Below are 18,425 nucleotides of genomic sequence, written 5' to 3' on the forward strand. Positions count from 1 at the left end.
TCGAACACACCCGCCCGACTCAGCCGCCAAAAGCGTTTCCACACCGAGTTCCAGTTTCCGAAGCACTCAGGCAGGGCTCGCCAGGTGATGTTGTGGACGGTGAAGTAATGCAGAGCCTCGAGGAAGCGGCGGTCATTGCGGCCCTTGGCGCCTCGCCGGGAGCATGAGGCGGTAAACACCCGCAGCACCGTCACCCAGTCTTCCTCTCTCATCCCCGTCAGCATGGTCGCGCCTCCTGAAGCCGACCTGCCATGAACCATCGCAGGACTGATTTGGGAATCCACTCACCCATTACTCATCTCGATCCGTCCACACGGCCTAACGAGGCGAACAGTATTCAAAATGCAGAGAGAGTACGTGTGCAGCGCAGGTCACCCGCGACCACCAGAGGTTCATATGTGTCCCCCGCATTCAGCGGACCTTGGCCGCCATGATCGGTCTTGGCGAGTTTCTCACTCGGATAAGCACTCGGATCTACATCTACATACCCCATGGCTCTCACCCCTCAGTGCCAAGGTCGCGGGCTGGTTCGGAGATGCCATAGATCATCCTTGACGTTGGAGACATTGCTACGGATTTAGGTAACCTGTCAACTTCTCTTTCAGAATCGGAGGTCTAGTTTTCGAGACATGGAAACTCCAGGCGAACGCCTACGGTGGGCGCGACAAAGGGCGGGCCTCGCTTCTGCGAGAGCGGCCGCACTCGAGATGGGAGTAAGCGTCAGCACCTATAACTCACATGAACGAGCTGGGCAGCGCGGTGCACGCAGCTTAAGCGTCGAGGACGCCAAGAGGTATGGGCGTAGATTTGGCGTCTCTCCAGCATGGCTTTTGGTTGGAGAGGGTTCAGTAGAACCTATGGAGCCTGCAGAAAGGGATAATGACGAAGTGCCATTTTCGTCTCATCTGGGCTTGAATCCGGCACTCCTAGTCGGTGAGTTTCTATCACATTGGGGAATTCTTGAACGCTCCTTAGACGAAGCCATTACAGCACTCCTCAAATCACCCTTCGTCGACCTAGCAGATATTGTAAACTGCCTCGGAGCAGATGCGAAAGTCGTCCTTCTTAATTCGGTAGGGGATGCACACTCGGAGAAAAATCCTGATTTAGCCGGAACAGTAATAGCTACTTTAAAGGAAATCCAAAATTTAGCTGAAATAAAAAATCGGATAGTAAATGGTCGTTTCTACGGAATCGACGATCGAAAGGTGAAAGTTACTTGGCCTAATGCACCTCATGGACCCGGCTCATCGGAGATGGTCTGGAGTAAATCTGATTTTATGGATGCTAATCGACAGATGCAGCAACACGTTAGGACGATCAGAATGTTCATTGAGGCGCTCACCGAGACATCAAGGCTTAGAGACGTTGGGTGAACCAAACCATCCACCAAGGCAAGGTAAGGCACTCTCAGTACTGCTAGGCTTACAGAAAGCGCTGGCCGCGTTGACAGGATTCGTAGTAATGGCTATTCTCAAAAGGGATGGCCGCTATGTCAGCTCGCTCTTTCAACCTTGTTCGCGTGGTCGTGGTTTTGACTAAGCTGAGTGGCTTGTCCTGAGCAGGGGATCTCAGTGACGAACGCGGGTGCATGAACGTCCGAATTGAAGCCGGCTCCTTAACTGTTGGCATTGAGGCAAGCCGTTCACCCGCTCTACCAGCCGGCTGACATTGCGCCTGTGGGTTGTTGTGGCGGATGAAGCGCTCTGATCATGGGCAAGAAGAAAGAAACCTCTGACCTACCTCTCTATCCTACGGAACAGCAGATCGCCCGGGAGGTCCTGCCGCCGCACCGGGTGAGCGCATGGGACGGCATAGCTGCTGTGCTCGAGCGGCGTGGGTTACCCAAGGTCGACCCATTGTTCGGCGGCCGCTACTGGCCGGCAGTGAAAGCTTTCCTCGACAGGCGGCATGGACTCATCGAATCTAGCCTTGTGACGAGGCCGGACGGTGAGGAAAACTGGGATGGCAAGCCAGGATCATGAGCTGTACGCCCCGGGACTTAAGCGGATGAAGCGGCATAACGGCCGCATCGATCTGTATTGGGTTGCAGATGAGCAGCTCGTGAAGAAGGGCTACACTCCCAAGACGGTCCGGCTTTTCGGCGATTGGAACAATCCACACGAGGCGATAGAAATCGCAGCCCGGTGCCGTATTCTGAGCGCTGAGATGCTAGAGTGGGCTGGAGGCGCCGAGACATCCAAGAATATGCATGGACTTGGAACCATCGCCTGGGTGGCAGTCGCCTTCGAGACGGATGAGGATAGCCCCTATCACGAGAAGCGCCGCGACACACAGATTTTCTATAGCCGCTACATCAAGATCATTGTCGCTACGGTCGGTAAGCGCCTTCTGAGCGAGATCACCGGGCGGGATGTTCGGCGCTGGCATAAGAACTGGGTAGATGGCTATGGCGAGCGAAGCGGCTATGCTTGCGTTCAAACCCTTCGCCGCATCGTCAGCTATGGCTGTGAACTCCGCGATGCCAACTCTATCGAACTGGCGAATGTCCTCAAGCACACCGAGTTCACCGTGCCCAAGGGTCGCAAGAAGCGTCCCACTTACGATCAGATCATTGCTTTCAGGGAAGCCGCGGTCGAGGCCAGCCGCCCTTCCCTCGCCCTGGCGCTCACCCTGCAGTTCGATCTAGGTCTTCGCCAAAAGGATGTCATCGGAGAATGGGTGAAGCCAAAGCCGGAGGAGCGGGAGCGCATCAAGGGCGCAATCACCGATGGTGCATGGATCTGGGAATGGGGCCTCACCTGGCGCCACATCGACGGCGGCATGATCCTGAAGAAGCCCACCTCCAAGTCGAATGGATCCGAGACGGCCGAGCATGACCTGAAGCTCTACCCCGACATGATCGCGGCTCTTGGCCGAGTACCCTCTGAGCACCGGGTTGGCGCGATCATCCTGGATGAGGGCTCAGGCAAGCCTTGGAAGAAGTCGCACTTTAGCCGGACGTTCAGGAAGATTGCCCGCAAGGCCGGATGGCCGGATGATGTCTGGAACATGGACAGCCGCGCTGGGGCCGTCTCAGAGGCCTTTGAGGCGGGCGCTCAGGCTGAGGATGTGATGAAGGCCGCCTCGCATACCCAGCTCAGCACGACGATGCGCTACAACCGCGGGAAGATCGTTCAGACGAGCCGGGTTGCGGAGTTGAGAGTGGCGCGGAGGAACAAGGACAGGGAAGATTAGTCGACCTCAGTCAATTCACTGGCCTCTCCAACCAGTTCCCGAATTATTCGAATTGGGACCAGCATTTTCGGTGAAGTTGGGTGGTCAGTGTATGCCTCGAACCCGAGGCCCTTATAGAAGGCCGTTGAATCTTCGTCGTATGACTGGAGGGTGAGCGCGTACATACCGGCGATTTCAGAGATCCTGTACACCTTCTCGAAAATATCGGTCAGGAGAACAGTCCCTATCCCCTTCCTCTGGTATTCACGATGAACCCCTAGGAAACCGAGGTGGACAGCAGGAAAGGCCTGATAATTCTGGGTATAGTCGTTCGGCTTGTTCGGCAACGCATCCATACTCTCATTGCCGATTTGCAGAGCATAGTAGCCTACGACGCGACTATCCGCTTCCAGAACTGCTTCGAACACACGGTCCTCCGCACGGTCGACGCACTTCTTGGCATGATTTTTGTACCAATTGTCGATAGGTTTCCGCCCGCAATCGAAGAAATTGCGCGGGCGGTGCCGTTCGAACGGCTCTATGCGGACTTTCAACTACAAGGTTCGTCAGGATTAGGCGTGGTGGGAGACTGAAGGGTCGTGACGATCGCGCATCTGACGCCCACGCCTATAGAGCTCCTTGAGCTTCGCATTCGGAGCGCCATTCTCGTTATAGAGACGGCGCACGAACTCAGCCGCTTCACGCTGGTTCTTGAAAGCAAGCTTCTCCGTCTTGTCACTGCTGCGCCAGAGCCAAGCTATAAACGTTTGCAGCATGTGCATGTCGGCACCTCGCTGGTGTAGCATCGACGGAGAGCGCAAGTTCGCAGCCTTGGGTTAACGAAGGTTAAAAATTTAGGTTCCGATTCCAATATCGCGCGCATTCCGACTCGTCCAGAAGGATATCAAGCCTAGACTGAAGCCATTGATGGAAATTGCGATGTATTGGGCAGAAGATTTGATCCGGTAACACGCTCGGTAACATCGAGAGCGCTATCGAAACACCACTATTCTTCAAGCCCCTGATCTATAAGGAGAATTAGTGGTGCCCAGGGGCGGAATCGAACCACCGACACTGCGATTTTCAGTCGCGTAATTCCGGATTTCCGCGAACGCCGGCGGATATTGTTGAACGGGCCAAGCGCTTGAGCTAACGTGCATATTCGGATGTTGCCATCCGCCCACGTCCACCCTCAGCCGACCCTTGTTGTGCCCCCGGTGTGCCCCCAGACCCTCCCCTGCGGGTTCGGGGGCACAGCACGCAACGCGGGCCGGAGGCGTGGCACGCTCTCTCGCGAAGGTGTCGATCGTGCAGAAATCTTTGACCGATGTTCTCGTCCGCGGCCTCGCGCCGCCGCCGTCCGGCCGCCTCGAAATCACCGACGCCCGCTGCCCGGGTCTCGCAATTCGGGTCACCTCCGGCGGCGCGAAGTCCTGGTCGTTCCGGTTCCGAGACCCGCAAACGGCGGCGGTCTCGCGGGTGACGATCGGCTCCTATCCGGACGTCAGCCTTTCGGAGGCCAGGGAACGCGCCGGGACGCTGCGCAAAGCGGTCGCGGCCGGGCAGAACCCGAACGAGATGAAGCGGCGGGCCCGTGAGGAGGCGACCACGAAGACCTTCGAGGCACTCGCCGAGCGGTACCTCCGGGAATACGCCCACCGGTTCAAGCGCTCCGCGACCGCCGACGAGCGGAACCTCAGGCTCCATATCCTGCCGAGGTGGGGCAAGAGACGCTACGACGAGATCCAGCGCCGTGATGTGATCGAACTGTGCGAGGACATGGTCGCCGGCGGCCGGGCCACGCAGGCGAACCGGGTTCAAGCGCTGATCAGTGGAATCTACAGCTTCGCGCTCGATGCCGACCTCGTCCTGGCCAATCCGTGCCACCGGCTCAAAAAGCGCGGGGTCGAGAACATCGGGCGTCGGGTCCTGAGCGACGGCGAGCTGCGAGTCTTCTGGCCGGCGATCGTGCTTCCGCCGGTATCCCGGCGGGTCGGCTTGGCCCTCCGCCTGGTGCTGCTGACCGGCGCCCGGGCCGGCGAGGCGGCCGGCGCCGCGCGGGCGGAGTTCGAGCACCTCGACGATCCGTCCCGTGCCGCGTGGATCATTCCCGCCGAGCGATGCAAGAACGGGCGGGCGCATTACGTGCCGCTCCCCGGCTTGGCGGTCGAGGTGGTTCGGGAGGCGCTGGCGCTGGTCGCACCGGACAAGCTCTTCCTGTTCCCGTCCCCCTCGGTCGAGGCGGCTCCGATCACGGCGCACGCCCTCGCCGTCGCGATGGCGCGCTTTTCGCGTGAACTCAAGGGAGACGGCGAGGTGGTCCGGAGCTGGAAGGCCTCACCGCCCTCCCCGCATGATCTGCGCCGGAGCTTCACGACTCGTCTGTCCGCTCTCGGCGTGCCGCGGGAGGATCGGGATGCCCTCCTGAACCATACGCCCCGCGACGTTGGCGGCCGACACTATGACTTGTATGACCGGTCCCGCGAGAAGCGGATGGCTCTCGAGCGCTGGGCGGCCGCGCTACAGGATCTGGTCTTGGACCGGCCGAGTGCAAACGTGGTGTCTCTGCGGGAGCGGCGGTTATGAGCGACAAGACCGGAGCCGCTCGCGGCCTTGGTGAGCGGGATAATTCCTCTGATGCGCCGAAGGCGGACTGGATCCCGCTCGATCGGGCTGCTTTCTATTTCGTCCCCGCCTTCACTGGTACAGGGCAGGACTGGGTCAACGCGATTGTGGAGCTTGCAAAAAACTACTTTGGCTTTTGGGGGCTCGAAGAATGGGACCTTGTCCCTTACGCGGACGAGGTGTTCGTGGTCCGGGTTGGGAACCTTGAACTTGTGGTGGATCCGCAAGAGCCCAGCTTCTGGCTGCGTCCGAGCAATCGGGAGGATGGGCCGGTTTTCGAAACGGCCTTCGATCTTGCCAAATCCCCGCAGGATTTTTGCGATGCGGTTGAGGAACTCCAGATCAAGCTACATTTTTCCGATGCCGGTGAGGCCCTGACCTGTCTGGCAATCGATCTGCGGCAGCGGTTCGGTTACCTCGAATGGGCGATCACAAATGGTCACGCGGAGGTCTTCGCCCGAAGGAACAGCCCACTCGCCCCATTCTCTAAAGTCCATCCGGATCAATGGCGATACTTTGCCCTTCCGAGAACGCCCGGTGAGCCGGCGGAGGGTCCAAACGGTGAAAAGCTGTTCTCGGTGTACATCGCTGCGGGAGTCAGAAAATCGGCTGACAACACCGTCAAGAAGACCATCGGGTTTCAACCTGAGTGCATGAAGTGGCTGATCCGCGAGATGCAAGCATCGCCGAACACCCAGCCACACCCCAAAGAATACTACCGCGCGGAGGCGAGGAAGCGGTGGGGGAATATCTCACTTCGCGGTTTCGAATCGATGTGGACGCAAGCAAAAGAGTCAGCCGGTGCAACTGGTTGGGGAATGCCGGGGCGCCCTCGGAAAACGGCGCGCTGACAATCGTTGCAGCAAAAATCATTGCGTCTTCTTTTCTGATCCCGCCCGATCCGCGAATGTCCTCCTACAAGCACTCGCGTGCATGTTGGTAGAAGAGGACATGATGATCCATAAATTCGGTTATACTATCAATGAGTTGGCTAAGATCGGTCCGGTCAAGCGCAGCAAACTTTATGAGGCGATCAGGGCTGGTGAGCTGATCGCTCGGAAGCACGGACGCAGCACGCTCATTCTCAAGGCGGATTACGAAAAATTCCTCGAACGACTGCCCAAGCTCGGGAAGTGAAGGCAATGATGGACAACGATTCCATGGACGCCCAAACCGACTGCGGCAAGTTCCAATTTGAAACAAACTCAATCCATGCATGCCGCCCTCTCACAGGGGCGGGGCCCTTCACCGAGGACGGTTTAGCTCTTCAATTCGCCGAGCAGCACGCTCACGACCTTCGGTTTGTCGCATCATGGTCTAAGTGGCTTATCTGGACAGGAACGCACTGGCGGCCGGACGATACACTTTTGGCAGTTCATCTCGTGCGGAAGGTGTGCCGCGAAGCCGCGGCAAAGTGCGGCGACCCGCGAGCAGCCAATGCCTTGGCGAGTGCGAAGGCCGTTTCTGCTGTCGAGCGCCTAGCTAGGGCGGACCGCCGGTTGGCGGCAGCCCCGGAACAGTGGGACAGAGATCCTTGGCTTCTCAACACTCCGGGCGGATTGGTTGATCTGCGTACCCAAGAGACGCGGCAGGCTAGGCCGACCGACTATGTCACCAAGATCACAGCGGTTGCGCCTTGCGGAAGTTGTCCCCGTTGGCATCAGTTTTTGGACCGAATCACTGACGGTGACAGAGGTCTCCAGGACTTCCTGCAGCGCATGTGTGGCTATGCGCTGACCGGTTCTACCGAAGAGCAAGCGCTCTTCTTTCTCTTCGGGAAAGGAGCAAACGGCAAATCCGTCTTCATCAACGCAGTGGCGGGGATCTTGGGCAGCTACCACAAGACGGCGGCGGTCGAAACATTTGTTGCTACTACTACCGACCAGCATCCAACTGGTCTGGCAGGCCTCCAAGGTGCACGGCTTGTGACTGCAATTGAGACAGAGGAAGGCAGGCCGTGGGCCGAAAGCCGGATCAAATCGCTGACCGGAGGCGACCGGATTACGGCGCGTCGCATGAGGCAGGATTGGTTTGAATACGATCCTCAGTTCAAGCTTCTCATCGGCGGCAACCACATGCCAAGTTTGCGATCGGTTGATGAGGCGATCAGCAGGCGTTTCAACCTTCTTCCATTCACCGTAACGATACCGCCAAGGGAACGCGATGGACGACTGCCAGAGGTGCTAAAAGCTGAATGGTCTGGCATTCTGGCTTGGATGATCGAGGGGTGTCTCCGCTGGCAACAGAACGGGCTGCGGCCGTCAGCGGCAATATTGGAGGCAACGCAGGCATACCTTGCGGCTGAGGATACCGTGGCTCATTGGATTGACGAGGCATGCGTCCAAGATGCTGGCGCTATTACAGCATTATCGACGTTGTTCACATCCTGGAAGATGTGGGCCGAGCAGAACGGCGAGCCTCCTGGGTCCCCGAAAAAGTTATCACAAAATCTTGAGGCGCGGCGCTTTGAACGGTGCCGCACACGAAATGGGAGTTCCTTCCGAGGGCTTCGCATTCGCGATATAGCGCACTCAAACAAAGCCGAGCTAGAAGCTTCGCACCTCATCGATTGAGCTACTTGTGACAGATGTGACGGTTCCTTCTTACAAGGTGTTACCCGTCTATGACATTTATAAAGAATAAACTGTCACATCTGTCACGGCATGACCGCTTGGGAGGGTCGGTCAAACACTGGGTCGTCCTCCGAAGTTGGAGATTGAGGCATTTGATAGACCTTGGGCCTCACGAGACTTCATTCCGATTCAAGGCTCAATACAACTGAAATTCAGAAATCTGTCTACTACATCGGCTCCGGTAAACCCTTGTCCACGTACGAGGATTTCACTTATTCGCTCCCCATACTAAGCGTTAAAAAATTTCGTGCTTCCAAAAAATATTTGAATGAGATCCCATGCGGTCGAACCTCTACGATCCCCCAGAGATTTGACCCGCCCCACCCCTTGGGCTGCCAGAACATCAACCTACGAGCTGCAGCGGCCAAGCGCCGATCATGGTAGCATCATCTGGTCGACTGATTGCTTGATCTAGTGTGCCGAACCGTCGCCTTGATATCCTCCTCCTTTCGCTGCCCCTACAACTGAAACGTAGTCCAAGGAGACAAGAATGAAGCGCTTTGTCGTTTGTTTGGTTGTCGGGGTAGCTGCGCTATCGACACCAGCCTATGCGCAATCGCGCAACGATCCGAAAACCATGATGAAGCTATGGCTTGAGGCGACCATGGAATGCCGTGGCAGCGCCGGGGCCAACCCGCCGGCCGACGCCGATCCCTGCGAGGAACGAGAGGCTTACTCAAAGCGCCTGAATCAACTCGGCTGGTGCTATGGGAAGAAGAACGAGGCCGGATACCAGTACGATTGGCACCGCTGCACTAGGGATTCCCTGCACTAGAAACTCCTTAAGAACAAGGACTGATCCTCGGCGGGTTCAGCGTGTCGGCCCCGACGAGGCCGTCAAGCGCCTCCCTATCTACGTCCTGCGCTCCAGAAGACTTGCTCCAGCGTTCGCGGATTGGGGGATGGAGAACTGGGATGATCAGACGACGCAGAACGCTCGGAATTGGGGAACTGAGCACATTCCGGCGAGCGTAGTTGCTGGTTCCTATCCACTGCCCCGCGACGACGAAAGCATCGCCAAACTGTCTAAGACAGCAGAGCTGAAATTTCGGGCTTAGCCAGGAAAAATTCTGCGCATGAGCCCCCATGCGGTCGGTATCCCTCGAAGTACCACAGATTCGACCCCCTCCCCCACCTCGCTAACTGCTCCTTTGATCCGTTCTCCTCCACCCATACTTCTAACAGCTGGTCGTCGTTGCGTGGCTTGGCGTAGCGCCATTTGCAGCTCTCGCTTCCCGCTTGCGCGCCGCATCTTTGGTACGGCGATCGCGCTCCCGCTCTGGTTTCGGCTTGTCGATTGCCCCAATTGTCTTAAGCTTGGATTCAAGACGCTCGTCGTTTGTTACTTGAAGCTGCCAAGCGATGTCGTCAGCTGTGATCCGGTAGCGATGTGGATCAGCAGCGCATCGTCTCCATTGCGTCCTCATCCATTCATGGCTCTTCGTTTCGAAGATGCTCGGAGCGAGCCTCGCCGCCCACATCGATAGCTGGTACCAAGTGAACTCTTCGTTGGCTTGGGCGAACTCACAAAGGCGAAGAAGGTAGGTTAGGTTACGACCGTAAGGCTTCCGTTCAAGAATCTTGTCCTCAATCCCGCGGAGCCGCAGACGGGCCTTCAGGAACAGCTCAATCGAATGGAAGTACAGGAATCTCACAGGAGCGCTATAGAACCCGCCTGACGGCGTCTGAGCGTTGTGAAGGGTCGCGGCATCGTAAAGATCAACATGGGCAAGATTGAACCATGCCAAGGGTGTTTCGCTCATATTTAGCCCTTGTGACTGATGCTGGCCAATATCACAGAGCTCGGTAGCCTCGCAGACGTTTGGTCGGTGCTACAGCCTTCAGCCCCGTCCTGGCCTCGATCCCGCTGGAGAACGCTTCGACTAGTTCCTGACCATTGGTGTCGATCCGGCCCCATTTGCCCGTCAGCGAGGTCACTGTTCTCCCAATCGAGTCGTACGACAAAAGTAAAACCATTCCAGCATTTCTCGCGCAGCCTTGGATCTTGGACTTTGTGCCGCTCTTCTTCGGGCCCACCACGCTCGCCTAGTAGCCACCATCTTGGCGTTGCCGCTTTGCTCTTCTCCGCTCGATCCGGCCTAACCGCTCGCGCTCTTGCTTTTCCCGTTCTTCCGGCGTGGTCATCTTGCATTGGAGCTTCGGCAGATTGTAGTCTTCAATCTCTGGAAACTCCCACTCGACAGTCCAGACCTGCATCAGTCGTTCGCATTCCGCCTGTTCGCAAGCGCTAACGCGGTCGCGTTCAATCCCTACCAGTCGCGCCACATTCTTATCCAAGCGAAGGGTGTCGACACCATAGTCAAAGATGGATTTGCAGTCGAGCCTGCCAAGGAATACGCTTCTTGAGGTGATTCGACGTTTACTGTTAGCATAGCCGTGTGTGCCTGGCAGGAGCGAAACACGCGATGCTAGGCGTTCACAAGCAATAACGCCCGGCGTTTGTTCCGGACGCACGCTTCTGTCGGCAACCCAATCAGTGCCGACAATGCGGAGATTCCGCTATGAGTCTTCACAACGACGATTCCATCATCAGTGTCCCAAAGGGCGGCGGTGCACTTCACGGCATCGGCGAGAAGTTTGTGCCGGACCTTCATACTGGAACGGGTAACTTCACGCTGCCAATAGACCTGCCACCGGGCCGTAACGGCTTTCAACCTAGCCTGTCCGTCACGTACAGCACTGGCAATGGCAATGGCTTGTTCGGCCTGGGATGGCAGCTCAGCGTTCCCAGCATCAGCCGCAAGACGTCGAAGGGGGTGCCTCGCTACGATGATCTGAGCGATACCTTCATCATGTCGGGCGTTGAAGATCTCGTGCGGGTTTCAGGTAGCTATCCTGGGCGCGTGCGCTACCGGCCGCGGATTGAGGGCATGTTCGCCCTCATCGAGCACGTGAGCTCGCCGACGACCAACCACTGGGAGGTGCGCACCAAGGACGGTCTCGTCCATGTATATGGATCACCCAGAGCACTCGGAGGCTCCGGCGACGCCGCAACCCTGCCGCGTCCCGGTTCGCCGACAACGCCATTCGCATGGCGTCTGTCGGAAACGCGCGACGTGTTCGGCAACCTCATCCGGTACCAGTATGACATCCGCGATACCGGAACTGAGGGGCCCCACGCATGGGATCAACCGCTCCTGACCGACGTGCTGTACGCAGATTATGGCGTTTCCCCGAGGGAGAAGTTTCTGATCCACGTCCGGTTGGAATACGAATCTCGTCCCGACCCGTTTTCGCAGTACCGGGGCGGCTTCGAGGTTCGGACCACTCGTCGGTGTCACCGGATCGTGATTGAAACCCATGACGACGCCATTCGTCCCACACGTGAATACCGCTTCAACTACACGGCAGATCCGGCCAACGGCATATCGCTCTTGACTGGCTGCGACGTCGTCGGATTTGACGATAGTGGAGTTGCGGTTCAGGAAATGCCGCGGGTCAAGCTCGGATACACGCAGTTCGAACCCAAGCGTCGCTCCTTCCAGCCGCTCACCGGTGTGGATCTTCCGACGCAACTACTTGGTAGCCCTGACGTGGCATTCGTCGATCTGTTCGGCACGGGGCTGCCTGACCTGCTGCAAATCAACGGGGTAGTGCGTTATTGGCGCAACCGTGGGGGCGGCCGGTTCGATCCCCCACGCGAGATGCACCAGGCACCGGCCGGGCTATCTCTCGGTCAACCCGGCGTGCGCTTGCTAGACGCCGATGGAGACGGCAGATGCGATCTTCTAATGTCACGGTCCGGCGTTGCCGGCTACTTTCCGCTCGCGTTCGGCGGTCGCTGGGATCGCAAGTCGTTTAGGCCTTATCAGAACGCACCTACGTTCGACCTCGACGACCCCGAAGTGCGTCTAGTTGACCTCGACGGCGATGGGACGACGGACGCGATCCGCTCGGGCACTCGACTGGAATGCTTCTTCAACGACGCCGAGCGCGGCTGGCTCGAGACCCGCTTCGTCGAGCGACAGGAGCTCGATGAGTTCCCTAATGTCAGCTTCGCGGATCCGCGCGTTCGCTGGGCTGACATGTCCGGCGACGGCCTGAATGATGTCGTGCTCCTCTATGATGGCAACGTCGAGTACTGGCCGAGTCTGGGCCGCGCGCGATGGGGTAAGCGCGTCCATATGCGGAGCAGCCCAAGGCTACCATACGGCTACGACCCTGCCCGACTGCTGCTCGGCGACGTGGACGGCGATGGTTTAGCCGACCTCGTGTACGTCGACGACGGAAAGGTGCTGCTGTGGATCAATCAGAGCGGCAGTGGCTGGAGCGAAGAGCCTATCATTATTCATGGAACTCCACGGGCACATGGTGGGCTGGACACTGTCTCGCTGGTGGATCTGCTTGGCACCGGTGTGGCAGGCGTGTTTTGGAGTAGCGAACTCGCATCAACCGGACGACCGCACTCCTGGTTCCTCGACTTCACTGGAGGGCTCAAGCCATACCTTCTGGACCGCATGAACAACGGCATCGGTGCAGAGACCTATATCGCGTATGAGTCTTCGAGTTCGTTGGCGCTCAGCGATCTTGCACATCTGCGAAGGCCGTGGCGCACAACTCTGCCGTTCCCAGTTCTCGTGGTCAAACGCGTGGAGATTCTGGATCGCGTCGCCGGCAGCAAGCTGACCAGCGAACTTCGGTATCACCACGGCTACTGGGACGGTGAAGAGCGCGAGTTCCGTGGCTTCGGTATGGTCGAGCAGGTGGACACCGAAACGCTTGAAGAATACAACAGCCCTGGTCTTCTTGGCAATACAGGCAGCGAGGCGGTCCCGCAGAACCGTTTCTCTCCACCACTACTCACCCGGACTTGGTTCCATCAGGGGGCCGTCCAGGATGAATCGGGTGGATGGTCCGAGATGGACTACCGCGAGGAGTACTGGGCAGAGGATCCGCCGCTACTACAGGGCTCCACACAGGTCGGTTCGTTCGTCGCGGCCTTTCCTGTTACACCCACCACGTCGCGCGCTCGCCGGAGTGCGCTGCGGTCGCTGAAGGGGAGCATCGTTCGCACCGAGACCTATGCGCTCGACGGAACGCTCCGCGAGCAACGGCCGTATAGCGTGACGGAGCACGCCTATAGCGTGGTGCTTGTCCGGCAGAATGGCCTGGCGGCCGTACTTGCCGATCACCTCGATTCCTCAGATCTGAGCGTCGGACAGCCGCTGGTGTTCTTTCCATCCCTTCGGGCTGAGCGCACGACGCAGTGGGAACGCGGGGATGACCCGCAGACACGGCTCAGGTTTGTCGACGAGTATGACCCGTTCGGACAGCCGAGGCAGGAGACCGCGCTTGCATGCCCACGCTTCTGGCGCCGAGCCAGCGACGCCTCGTCTGAGTTCCTCGCCACTTCTACTCATACGCTGTTTGCACAGCCAATAGACCCGAGCGTCTATATCTACGACCGGCCGGCTGCCATCGCAGTCTACGAGCTCTCTGCACTGTCGCCAGTGACAGTTCAAGCATTCGCGGCATTATCGGCCAACGTGCAGCGGACGCTCTCAACGCATACCCTGCATTTCTACGATGGGGCGGCATTCGCCGGTTTGCCCTTGGGTCAGGTCGGGCAGTTCGGCGCGGCGACCGCAACCTGGCGCATGGCGTTCTCCGAAACGCTCCTGGCACTTGCATTTGATGGGGAGCGGCCACCTTATCTTAAAGCCGGCGAGACAGCCTGGTCGCCTGAGTATCCAGCAGATTTCCGCACACAGCTTCCGTCTCGAGCCGGTTACATCCATGTCGCGGCAGACGCGATGCTTCCAGATCGCTGCTACATACCTGAAGTGAGGCGGAGATACGACTTCCAAGAGCCCGGTTTAGCGGTTCGCGGTCTGGTGACGGCTGTGCGATCACCGCTCGGACAGGACGCGTCGCGCGACTCGACAATTCGCTACGATGCATTTGCGTTATTGCCGGTCGCGCTGACCGATCCACTTGGCCTACACTTAACTGCTGAATACAACTATCGTGTCCTCAAACCAAAGCTTCTGTCGGACTGTAACGGCAAGCACACGCGATACACATTCAGTCCAATGGGTTTGCTGGAGGGCGTGCGCATGTTCGATGACACCGGGAACGGAGATCAGCTGCGCGACGGGTTTCGGATGGTGTTCGATTTCAACGCATTTGAGCTCCGCGGTGAGCCGATCTCAGTTCATACCGCCCGCTTCCTCTACCACGACTCAGATGGTTCTGTTGATCTATCGGTGCGCAATCAGACAATCGAGTCACGACAGTACTCCGACGGCTTCGGGCGAATCGTGCAGACACGGTCGCTCGCCGAAGACACTTTGTTCGGCGACATCGAGTTCGGCGACGGAGTGATCTCTTCGCTCCAGGGCAAAGAGCTTGGCACGATCGTGGGACGCCATCGGACGGAGGACGCCCCACCGAACGTGGTGGTGAGTGGCTGGGAAGTATTCGATAACAAGGGTCGTGTAATCCGGAAGTTCGAGCCATTCTTCGCGGCGGGCTGGAGCTACTCGCGGCCGACGGCTGCGCAACTGGGCGCCAGCCAGCGGATGGAATACGACCCGCGCGGGCACCTTTTGCGCACTATTCACTCGGACGGCTCTGAACAGCGTGTGGTCCCTGGCGTTCCGGCGAGCCTCGATACGCCGGATATCTTCGCGCCGACCTGTTGGGAGACTTACGTCTATGATCAGAACGACAACGCGGGCCGTACCCACCCTTTGACTACGGGCAGCTATCGCCACCACTTCGATACGCCGACCAGCCACGCGTCGGATGCGCTCGGGCGAGCAGTGAAGACAACACGCCGAAATCGAACGTCGCCGACAAATCCGATCGAAACCGTTGATGTCGCGACAACCTACGATATCCGCGGCAACGTTCAAACGATCACGGATCCCCTTGGCCGCGTCGCCACGCGGTGCATCCACGATTCATTGAACCGCCTGCTTCGCGTCGAGAGCATCGACGCCGGCATCAAGCTCACAGTTCCTGATGCCAGCGGCAATCTCGTCGAAGAGCGCGATGGGCGCGGGGCGCGGCGGTTGCATGCCTTTGATCGCGCTAATCGCCCTTCGAGCATCTGGACTCGCGCTCGGGCAGCTGACTCGCTCGTGCGGAGCGAGCAGATGGAATACGGCGATGGTGGAACCCCTGCGCAGCCGGCAGCGGAACGTGCCGCCCAACGCAAAAAGCACAGGCTCGGCCGGCTCCATCGTCATCGCGACGAGGCAGGCTTGGTTGTCTTCGACGCGTATGACATCGAGGGTCGGATCCTGTCGAAGACCCGCCGATTCGTCCGGGACGCCGAGGTCACTGCGGCGTGGAGGGCCAACTGGGACACATCCGGGGACGAGATCCTCGAAGAGAGTCGACTTGAACTGTCGATGACGTATGATGCGCTCGGCCGACATCGAAGCATACGCTATCCGCGTGACGTTAACGGAGGGCGCAAGCTCCTGGAGCCCACATACAACCGCGCAGGAATGCTCCAGAGCGTCGCCCTAAATGGCGCTTCGTACGTCCGCCATATCGCCTACAATGCCCGGGGTCAGCGCACTATCGCTCACTATGGGAACGGCGTGGTGTCAATCCAGGCGCACGATCCTTCAACGTTCCGGTTGGCCCGGGCATGGACTGGCCGGTGCGCACAAGCAGCCGACTACGCATACGACACCAGTGGGTCGGTGCCACTGCAGGACACCGGGTTCGAATTTGACCTCGTCGGTAACGTCATTGGTCTCAATGAGCGTGCCCCTGCGTCCGGTACACCGCTCTCACCCAATGCGCTGAACCGTCTGTTCGCCTATAACGCGATCTACCAGCTCACGCGCGCTACCGGTCGCGAGTGCGACGTCCCCGCAGAGCCGTTTCCGTGGAGTGATTCTGTGCGATGTCTCGATTGGAATAAATCGCGACCATATGAACAGACCTATCGCTACGATCTCACGGGCAATCTCATTCGTTTGCGGCGCGCTGCGTCCGGCAGCGCTAGGGTCACCACTCTGACGCCGGAGAGCACAAGCAACAGGCTGGAAGCGCACATTGCTAATGGGCTGACGTTTGTGTGCGAGTATGACGAAAGCGGTAACCTGATCAAAGAAGCCTCATCGCGCCATTACGAATGGGATCATGCGGACCGGCTACGTCAGTACAAGACGCAGGCTGGCGCTGGGCCAGCGTCAATCGAGGCTCAGTATCTATACGACTCTGGTGGGCAGCGTGTGAAGAAGGTCGTGCGGCGTCAGGCTGGGCCGATTGAGTCAACGATTTACATCGATGGCGTGTTTGAGCGCTGCGTGAAGGGCGGCGAGTCACACGACTTGCTGCACATCATGGATAACCAGACCCGAGTTGCGCGTGTTCGCATTGGTGCGGCATTTGCGGGCGATGCACTCGCCGCCGTTCCTGTGCAGTACCACCTCACCGACCACTTGAACAACTCAAATGTTGTGCTTGGGGGTACGCGGGCATCGCACAGCAACTTCATCAGCCGCGAGGAGTATTATCCCTACGGCGCCACGAGCTTCGGGAGCCACGCCCGCAAGCGGTACCGCCTCGCGGGACGCGAGCGCGATGAGGAGAGCGGGCTGTACGCTATCGGGCTGCGGTACTACTCCCCGTGGCTCACGCGATGGACGAGTTGCGATCCCCTCGCGCTCACCGCCGGCACGAATGCTTACTCCTACGTAGCAGGCAATCCCCTCACGCTCGTCGACCCACGTGGCCTCGAGGAAGCGCAGGGTGGTCAGGCACCGGCCGCACAAGGCGGCGGACGTTTAGGGCCATCCGTCGACCCTGAGGTCCATCCCGATAGCAAGAACAGAGGGGCGATCGGCACACCAGTCCACCTGATCGTATTGCCTGTACTTCTTGCGCGGATCAACACACAGACACCGTACAAGGCAGTGATTGATGCTGACACCTTGCCGGGTGGCTCAAAATCCGGAAAGACGGAAGGCGAGATAGACCTCATTGTCTATGCGCCGGGCACAAAAGGCGTCGAGGCGCACGTCTATGACCTCAAGCCCGCAGGGGGCGCGGACCTTGAGGAATACACGAAGCAGATTCAGAACTACGTTGATCACTTCCCGTCGTCCACGAAAAACGGCGGTGCCGTGCTTGCGAGGGTCGGCACGGTGCTGGAGGTGATCCAGAAGACTTATCCGAAGGTGCTCGACCCCATCGAGTTGGACACACCGGAGGGTAAAGTGACGATCACACTGTCGCTGCCGAAGAGCAAAGCGACGCTTGGTGCCGTACCAGGGTTCATCGAGTACAACATCCGTGTTCAGCGCAAACAGGATGTAAAGGTTGAGGTATGGGCCACTCGGCCGGCGACCTCGACACAGCCGGCCCTCGCTACGGCCCCAGTGCGCGACCAAAATCCAGCGCCCGCTCCGGCGCCGTCGCCCGCTCCGGCACCAGCACCTGTGTACTCGTCTCCGTCAAGAGGACCAACAAACACGCAGATCGTGGTTGGGGTCCTCGCGGTAGCAACTGTAGCTATCGTGGTGTTCGCCCCAGGGCCTTGGAAACTCGCAGCATTCGTCCCCGCAGGCGTGGCCCTGTTGGTACGTCCGAAAAACAGCGGCCCCGGTGCCTAGTGGCGCGCTTGAGCCACAACCTTCGCGCCACGGCAGGGGCGCGACTTGCAGGTGGCACTGCCGGTTCTCCCGGGCTTGCCAGATGTGCGGCTGTGGGGACGGGCCGAAATGGTCTTGCGGCCCAGACCTTTCGTGAGCGTATCTAGGCCATAGGCGCTCCTCCTGCGATCTCAGCTAGGCACAATGAGGAGCCAATAGCCTGTTCCGACTGCGTTTACGGCAACTACAACCTGGTGGAGCGGCTCTAGACCGGATCGGAGGAACAGACGATTGCATCTTTGGGCTAGAGCATCGGACGAGAAGTCGGATCCGATGAGTTTGGCATCTCAGCAATCCTGGAGCCATCTCGAAGCCGCCGGTGGTCCGTCCACTTAAAGGTCTGACGCTCTAG

At 58.8% G+C, this 18,425-nt stretch carries 15 protein-coding genes and 1 tRNA gene; 10 read left to right on the forward strand and 6 right to left on the reverse strand.

Annotated features, from left to right (window positions below; all coding sequences use genetic code 11):
- Positions 1-224, reverse strand: a 224-nt coding sequence (locus DRB19_RS08495; protein ID WP_162815625.1) for a transposase, incomplete at its 3' end; no start/stop codon positions are given.
- A gap of 483 nt (positions 225-707) precedes the next feature.
- On the opposite strand from DRB19_RS08495, the gene DRB19_RS29830 reads away from it, so the two are divergent.
- From DRB19_RS29830 to DRB19_RS08505, 3 genes are all read left to right on the forward strand, one after another.
- The gene (locus DRB19_RS29830) at positions 708-1,376 is read left to right on the forward strand and encodes a helix-turn-helix transcriptional regulator (protein WP_147021700.1); all 669 of its coding nucleotides are present in this window, start codon (positions 708-710) and stop codon (positions 1,374-1,376) included.
- Positions 1,377-1,712: 336 nt separating this feature from the next.
- Positions 1,713-1,985: a hypothetical protein gene (locus DRB19_RS08500; protein WP_114185617.1), complete on the forward strand. Its 273-nt coding sequence runs from the start codon at positions 1,713-1,715 to the stop codon at positions 1,983-1,985.
- Complete coding sequence (locus DRB19_RS08505) at positions 1,966-3,198, forward strand: site-specific integrase (protein ID WP_245439345.1); 1,233 nt, start codon at positions 1,966-1,968, stop codon at positions 3,196-3,198. The genes DRB19_RS08500 and DRB19_RS08505 overlap by 20 nt, the downstream gene beginning before the upstream one ends.
- On the opposite strand, the gene DRB19_RS08510 is transcribed toward DRB19_RS08505, so the two are convergent.
- Positions 3,195-3,731 (reverse strand): GNAT family N-acetyltransferase, encoded by a 537-nt coding sequence (locus tag DRB19_RS08510; RefSeq protein ID WP_114185618.1) that lies wholly within the window; start codon positions 3,729-3,731, stop codon positions 3,195-3,197. The two genes, DRB19_RS08505 and DRB19_RS08510, sit on opposite strands and share 4 nt — an antisense overlap.
- Positions 3,732-3,776: 45 nt before the next feature.
- Here DRB19_RS08510 and DRB19_RS29835 point away from each other — a divergent pair, with 45 nt between their 5' ends.
- Positions 3,777-3,980 carry a hypothetical protein gene (locus tag DRB19_RS29835; protein ID WP_147021699.1) on the forward strand — a complete coding sequence of 68 codons (204 nt, stop codon included), beginning with the start codon at positions 3,777-3,779 and terminating at the stop codon, positions 3,978-3,980.
- Between the two features lie 239 nt (positions 3,981-4,219).
- Here DRB19_RS29835 and DRB19_RS29840 read toward each other — a convergent pair.
- Positions 4,220-4,296 (reverse strand) — tRNA-Ser (locus DRB19_RS29840).
- 159 nt (positions 4,297-4,455) lie between these two features.
- Between DRB19_RS29840 and DRB19_RS08520 the strand changes: the two genes are divergently transcribed.
- The 5 genes from DRB19_RS08520 (at position 4,456) to DRB19_RS08540 (ending at position 9,210) form a co-directional block, all read left to right on the forward strand.
- The gene (locus tag DRB19_RS08520; RefSeq protein ID WP_147021698.1) at positions 4,456-5,763 is read left to right on the forward strand and encodes a tyrosine-type recombinase/integrase; all 1,308 of its coding nucleotides are present in this window, start codon (positions 4,456-4,458) and stop codon (positions 5,761-5,763) included.
- Entirely contained in the window at positions 5,760-6,653 is an 894-nt protein-coding gene (locus DRB19_RS08525) for a hypothetical protein (protein WP_114185621.1), read from the forward strand. Before DRB19_RS08520 ends, DRB19_RS08525 begins: the two co-directional genes overlap by 4 nt.
- A gap of 100 nt (positions 6,654-6,753) precedes the next feature.
- Complete coding sequence (locus DRB19_RS08530) at positions 6,754-6,939, forward strand: helix-turn-helix domain-containing protein (protein WP_245439347.1); 186 nt, start codon at positions 6,754-6,756, stop codon at positions 6,937-6,939.
- 5 nt (positions 6,940-6,944) lie between these two features.
- Positions 6,945-8,375, forward strand: a complete 1,431-nt coding sequence (locus tag DRB19_RS08535) for a phage/plasmid primase, P4 family (RefSeq protein ID WP_114185622.1) — start codon at positions 6,945-6,947, stop codon at positions 8,373-8,375.
- Between the two features lie 550 nt (positions 8,376-8,925).
- Entirely contained in the window at positions 8,926-9,210 is a 285-nt protein-coding gene (locus DRB19_RS08540; RefSeq protein ID WP_114185623.1) for a hypothetical protein, read from the forward strand.
- A 403-nt stretch (positions 9,211-9,613) separates the two neighbouring features.
- On the opposite strand, the gene DRB19_RS08545 is transcribed toward DRB19_RS08540, so the two are convergent.
- From DRB19_RS08545 to DRB19_RS29845, 3 genes are all read right to left on the reverse strand, one after another.
- Positions 9,614-10,198: a hypothetical protein gene (locus DRB19_RS08545; protein ID WP_114185624.1), complete on the reverse strand. Its 585-nt coding sequence runs from the start codon at positions 10,196-10,198 to the stop codon at positions 9,614-9,616.
- 31 nt (positions 10,199-10,229) lie between these two features.
- Positions 10,230-10,412 (reverse strand): WGR domain-containing protein, encoded by a 183-nt coding sequence (locus DRB19_RS31845; RefSeq protein WP_114185625.1) that lies wholly within the window; start codon positions 10,410-10,412, stop codon positions 10,230-10,232.
- Between the two features lie 69 nt (positions 10,413-10,481).
- Entirely contained in the window at positions 10,482-10,910 is a 429-nt protein-coding gene (locus tag DRB19_RS29845; protein ID WP_147021697.1) for a hypothetical protein, read from the reverse strand.
- Between the two features lie 47 nt (positions 10,911-10,957).
- Between DRB19_RS29845 and DRB19_RS08560 the strand changes: the two genes are divergently transcribed.
- Positions 10,958-18,034 (forward strand): SpvB/TcaC N-terminal domain-containing protein, encoded by a 7,077-nt coding sequence (locus tag DRB19_RS08560; RefSeq protein ID WP_114185627.1) that lies wholly within the window; start codon positions 10,958-10,960, stop codon positions 18,032-18,034.
- Positions 18,035-18,425: the final 391 nt, after the last annotated feature.

It is taken from the genome of Microvirga aerophila, assembly GCF_003332305.1.
Taxonomy (GTDB): domain Bacteria; phylum Pseudomonadota; class Alphaproteobacteria; order Rhizobiales; family Beijerinckiaceae; genus Microvirga; species Microvirga aerophila.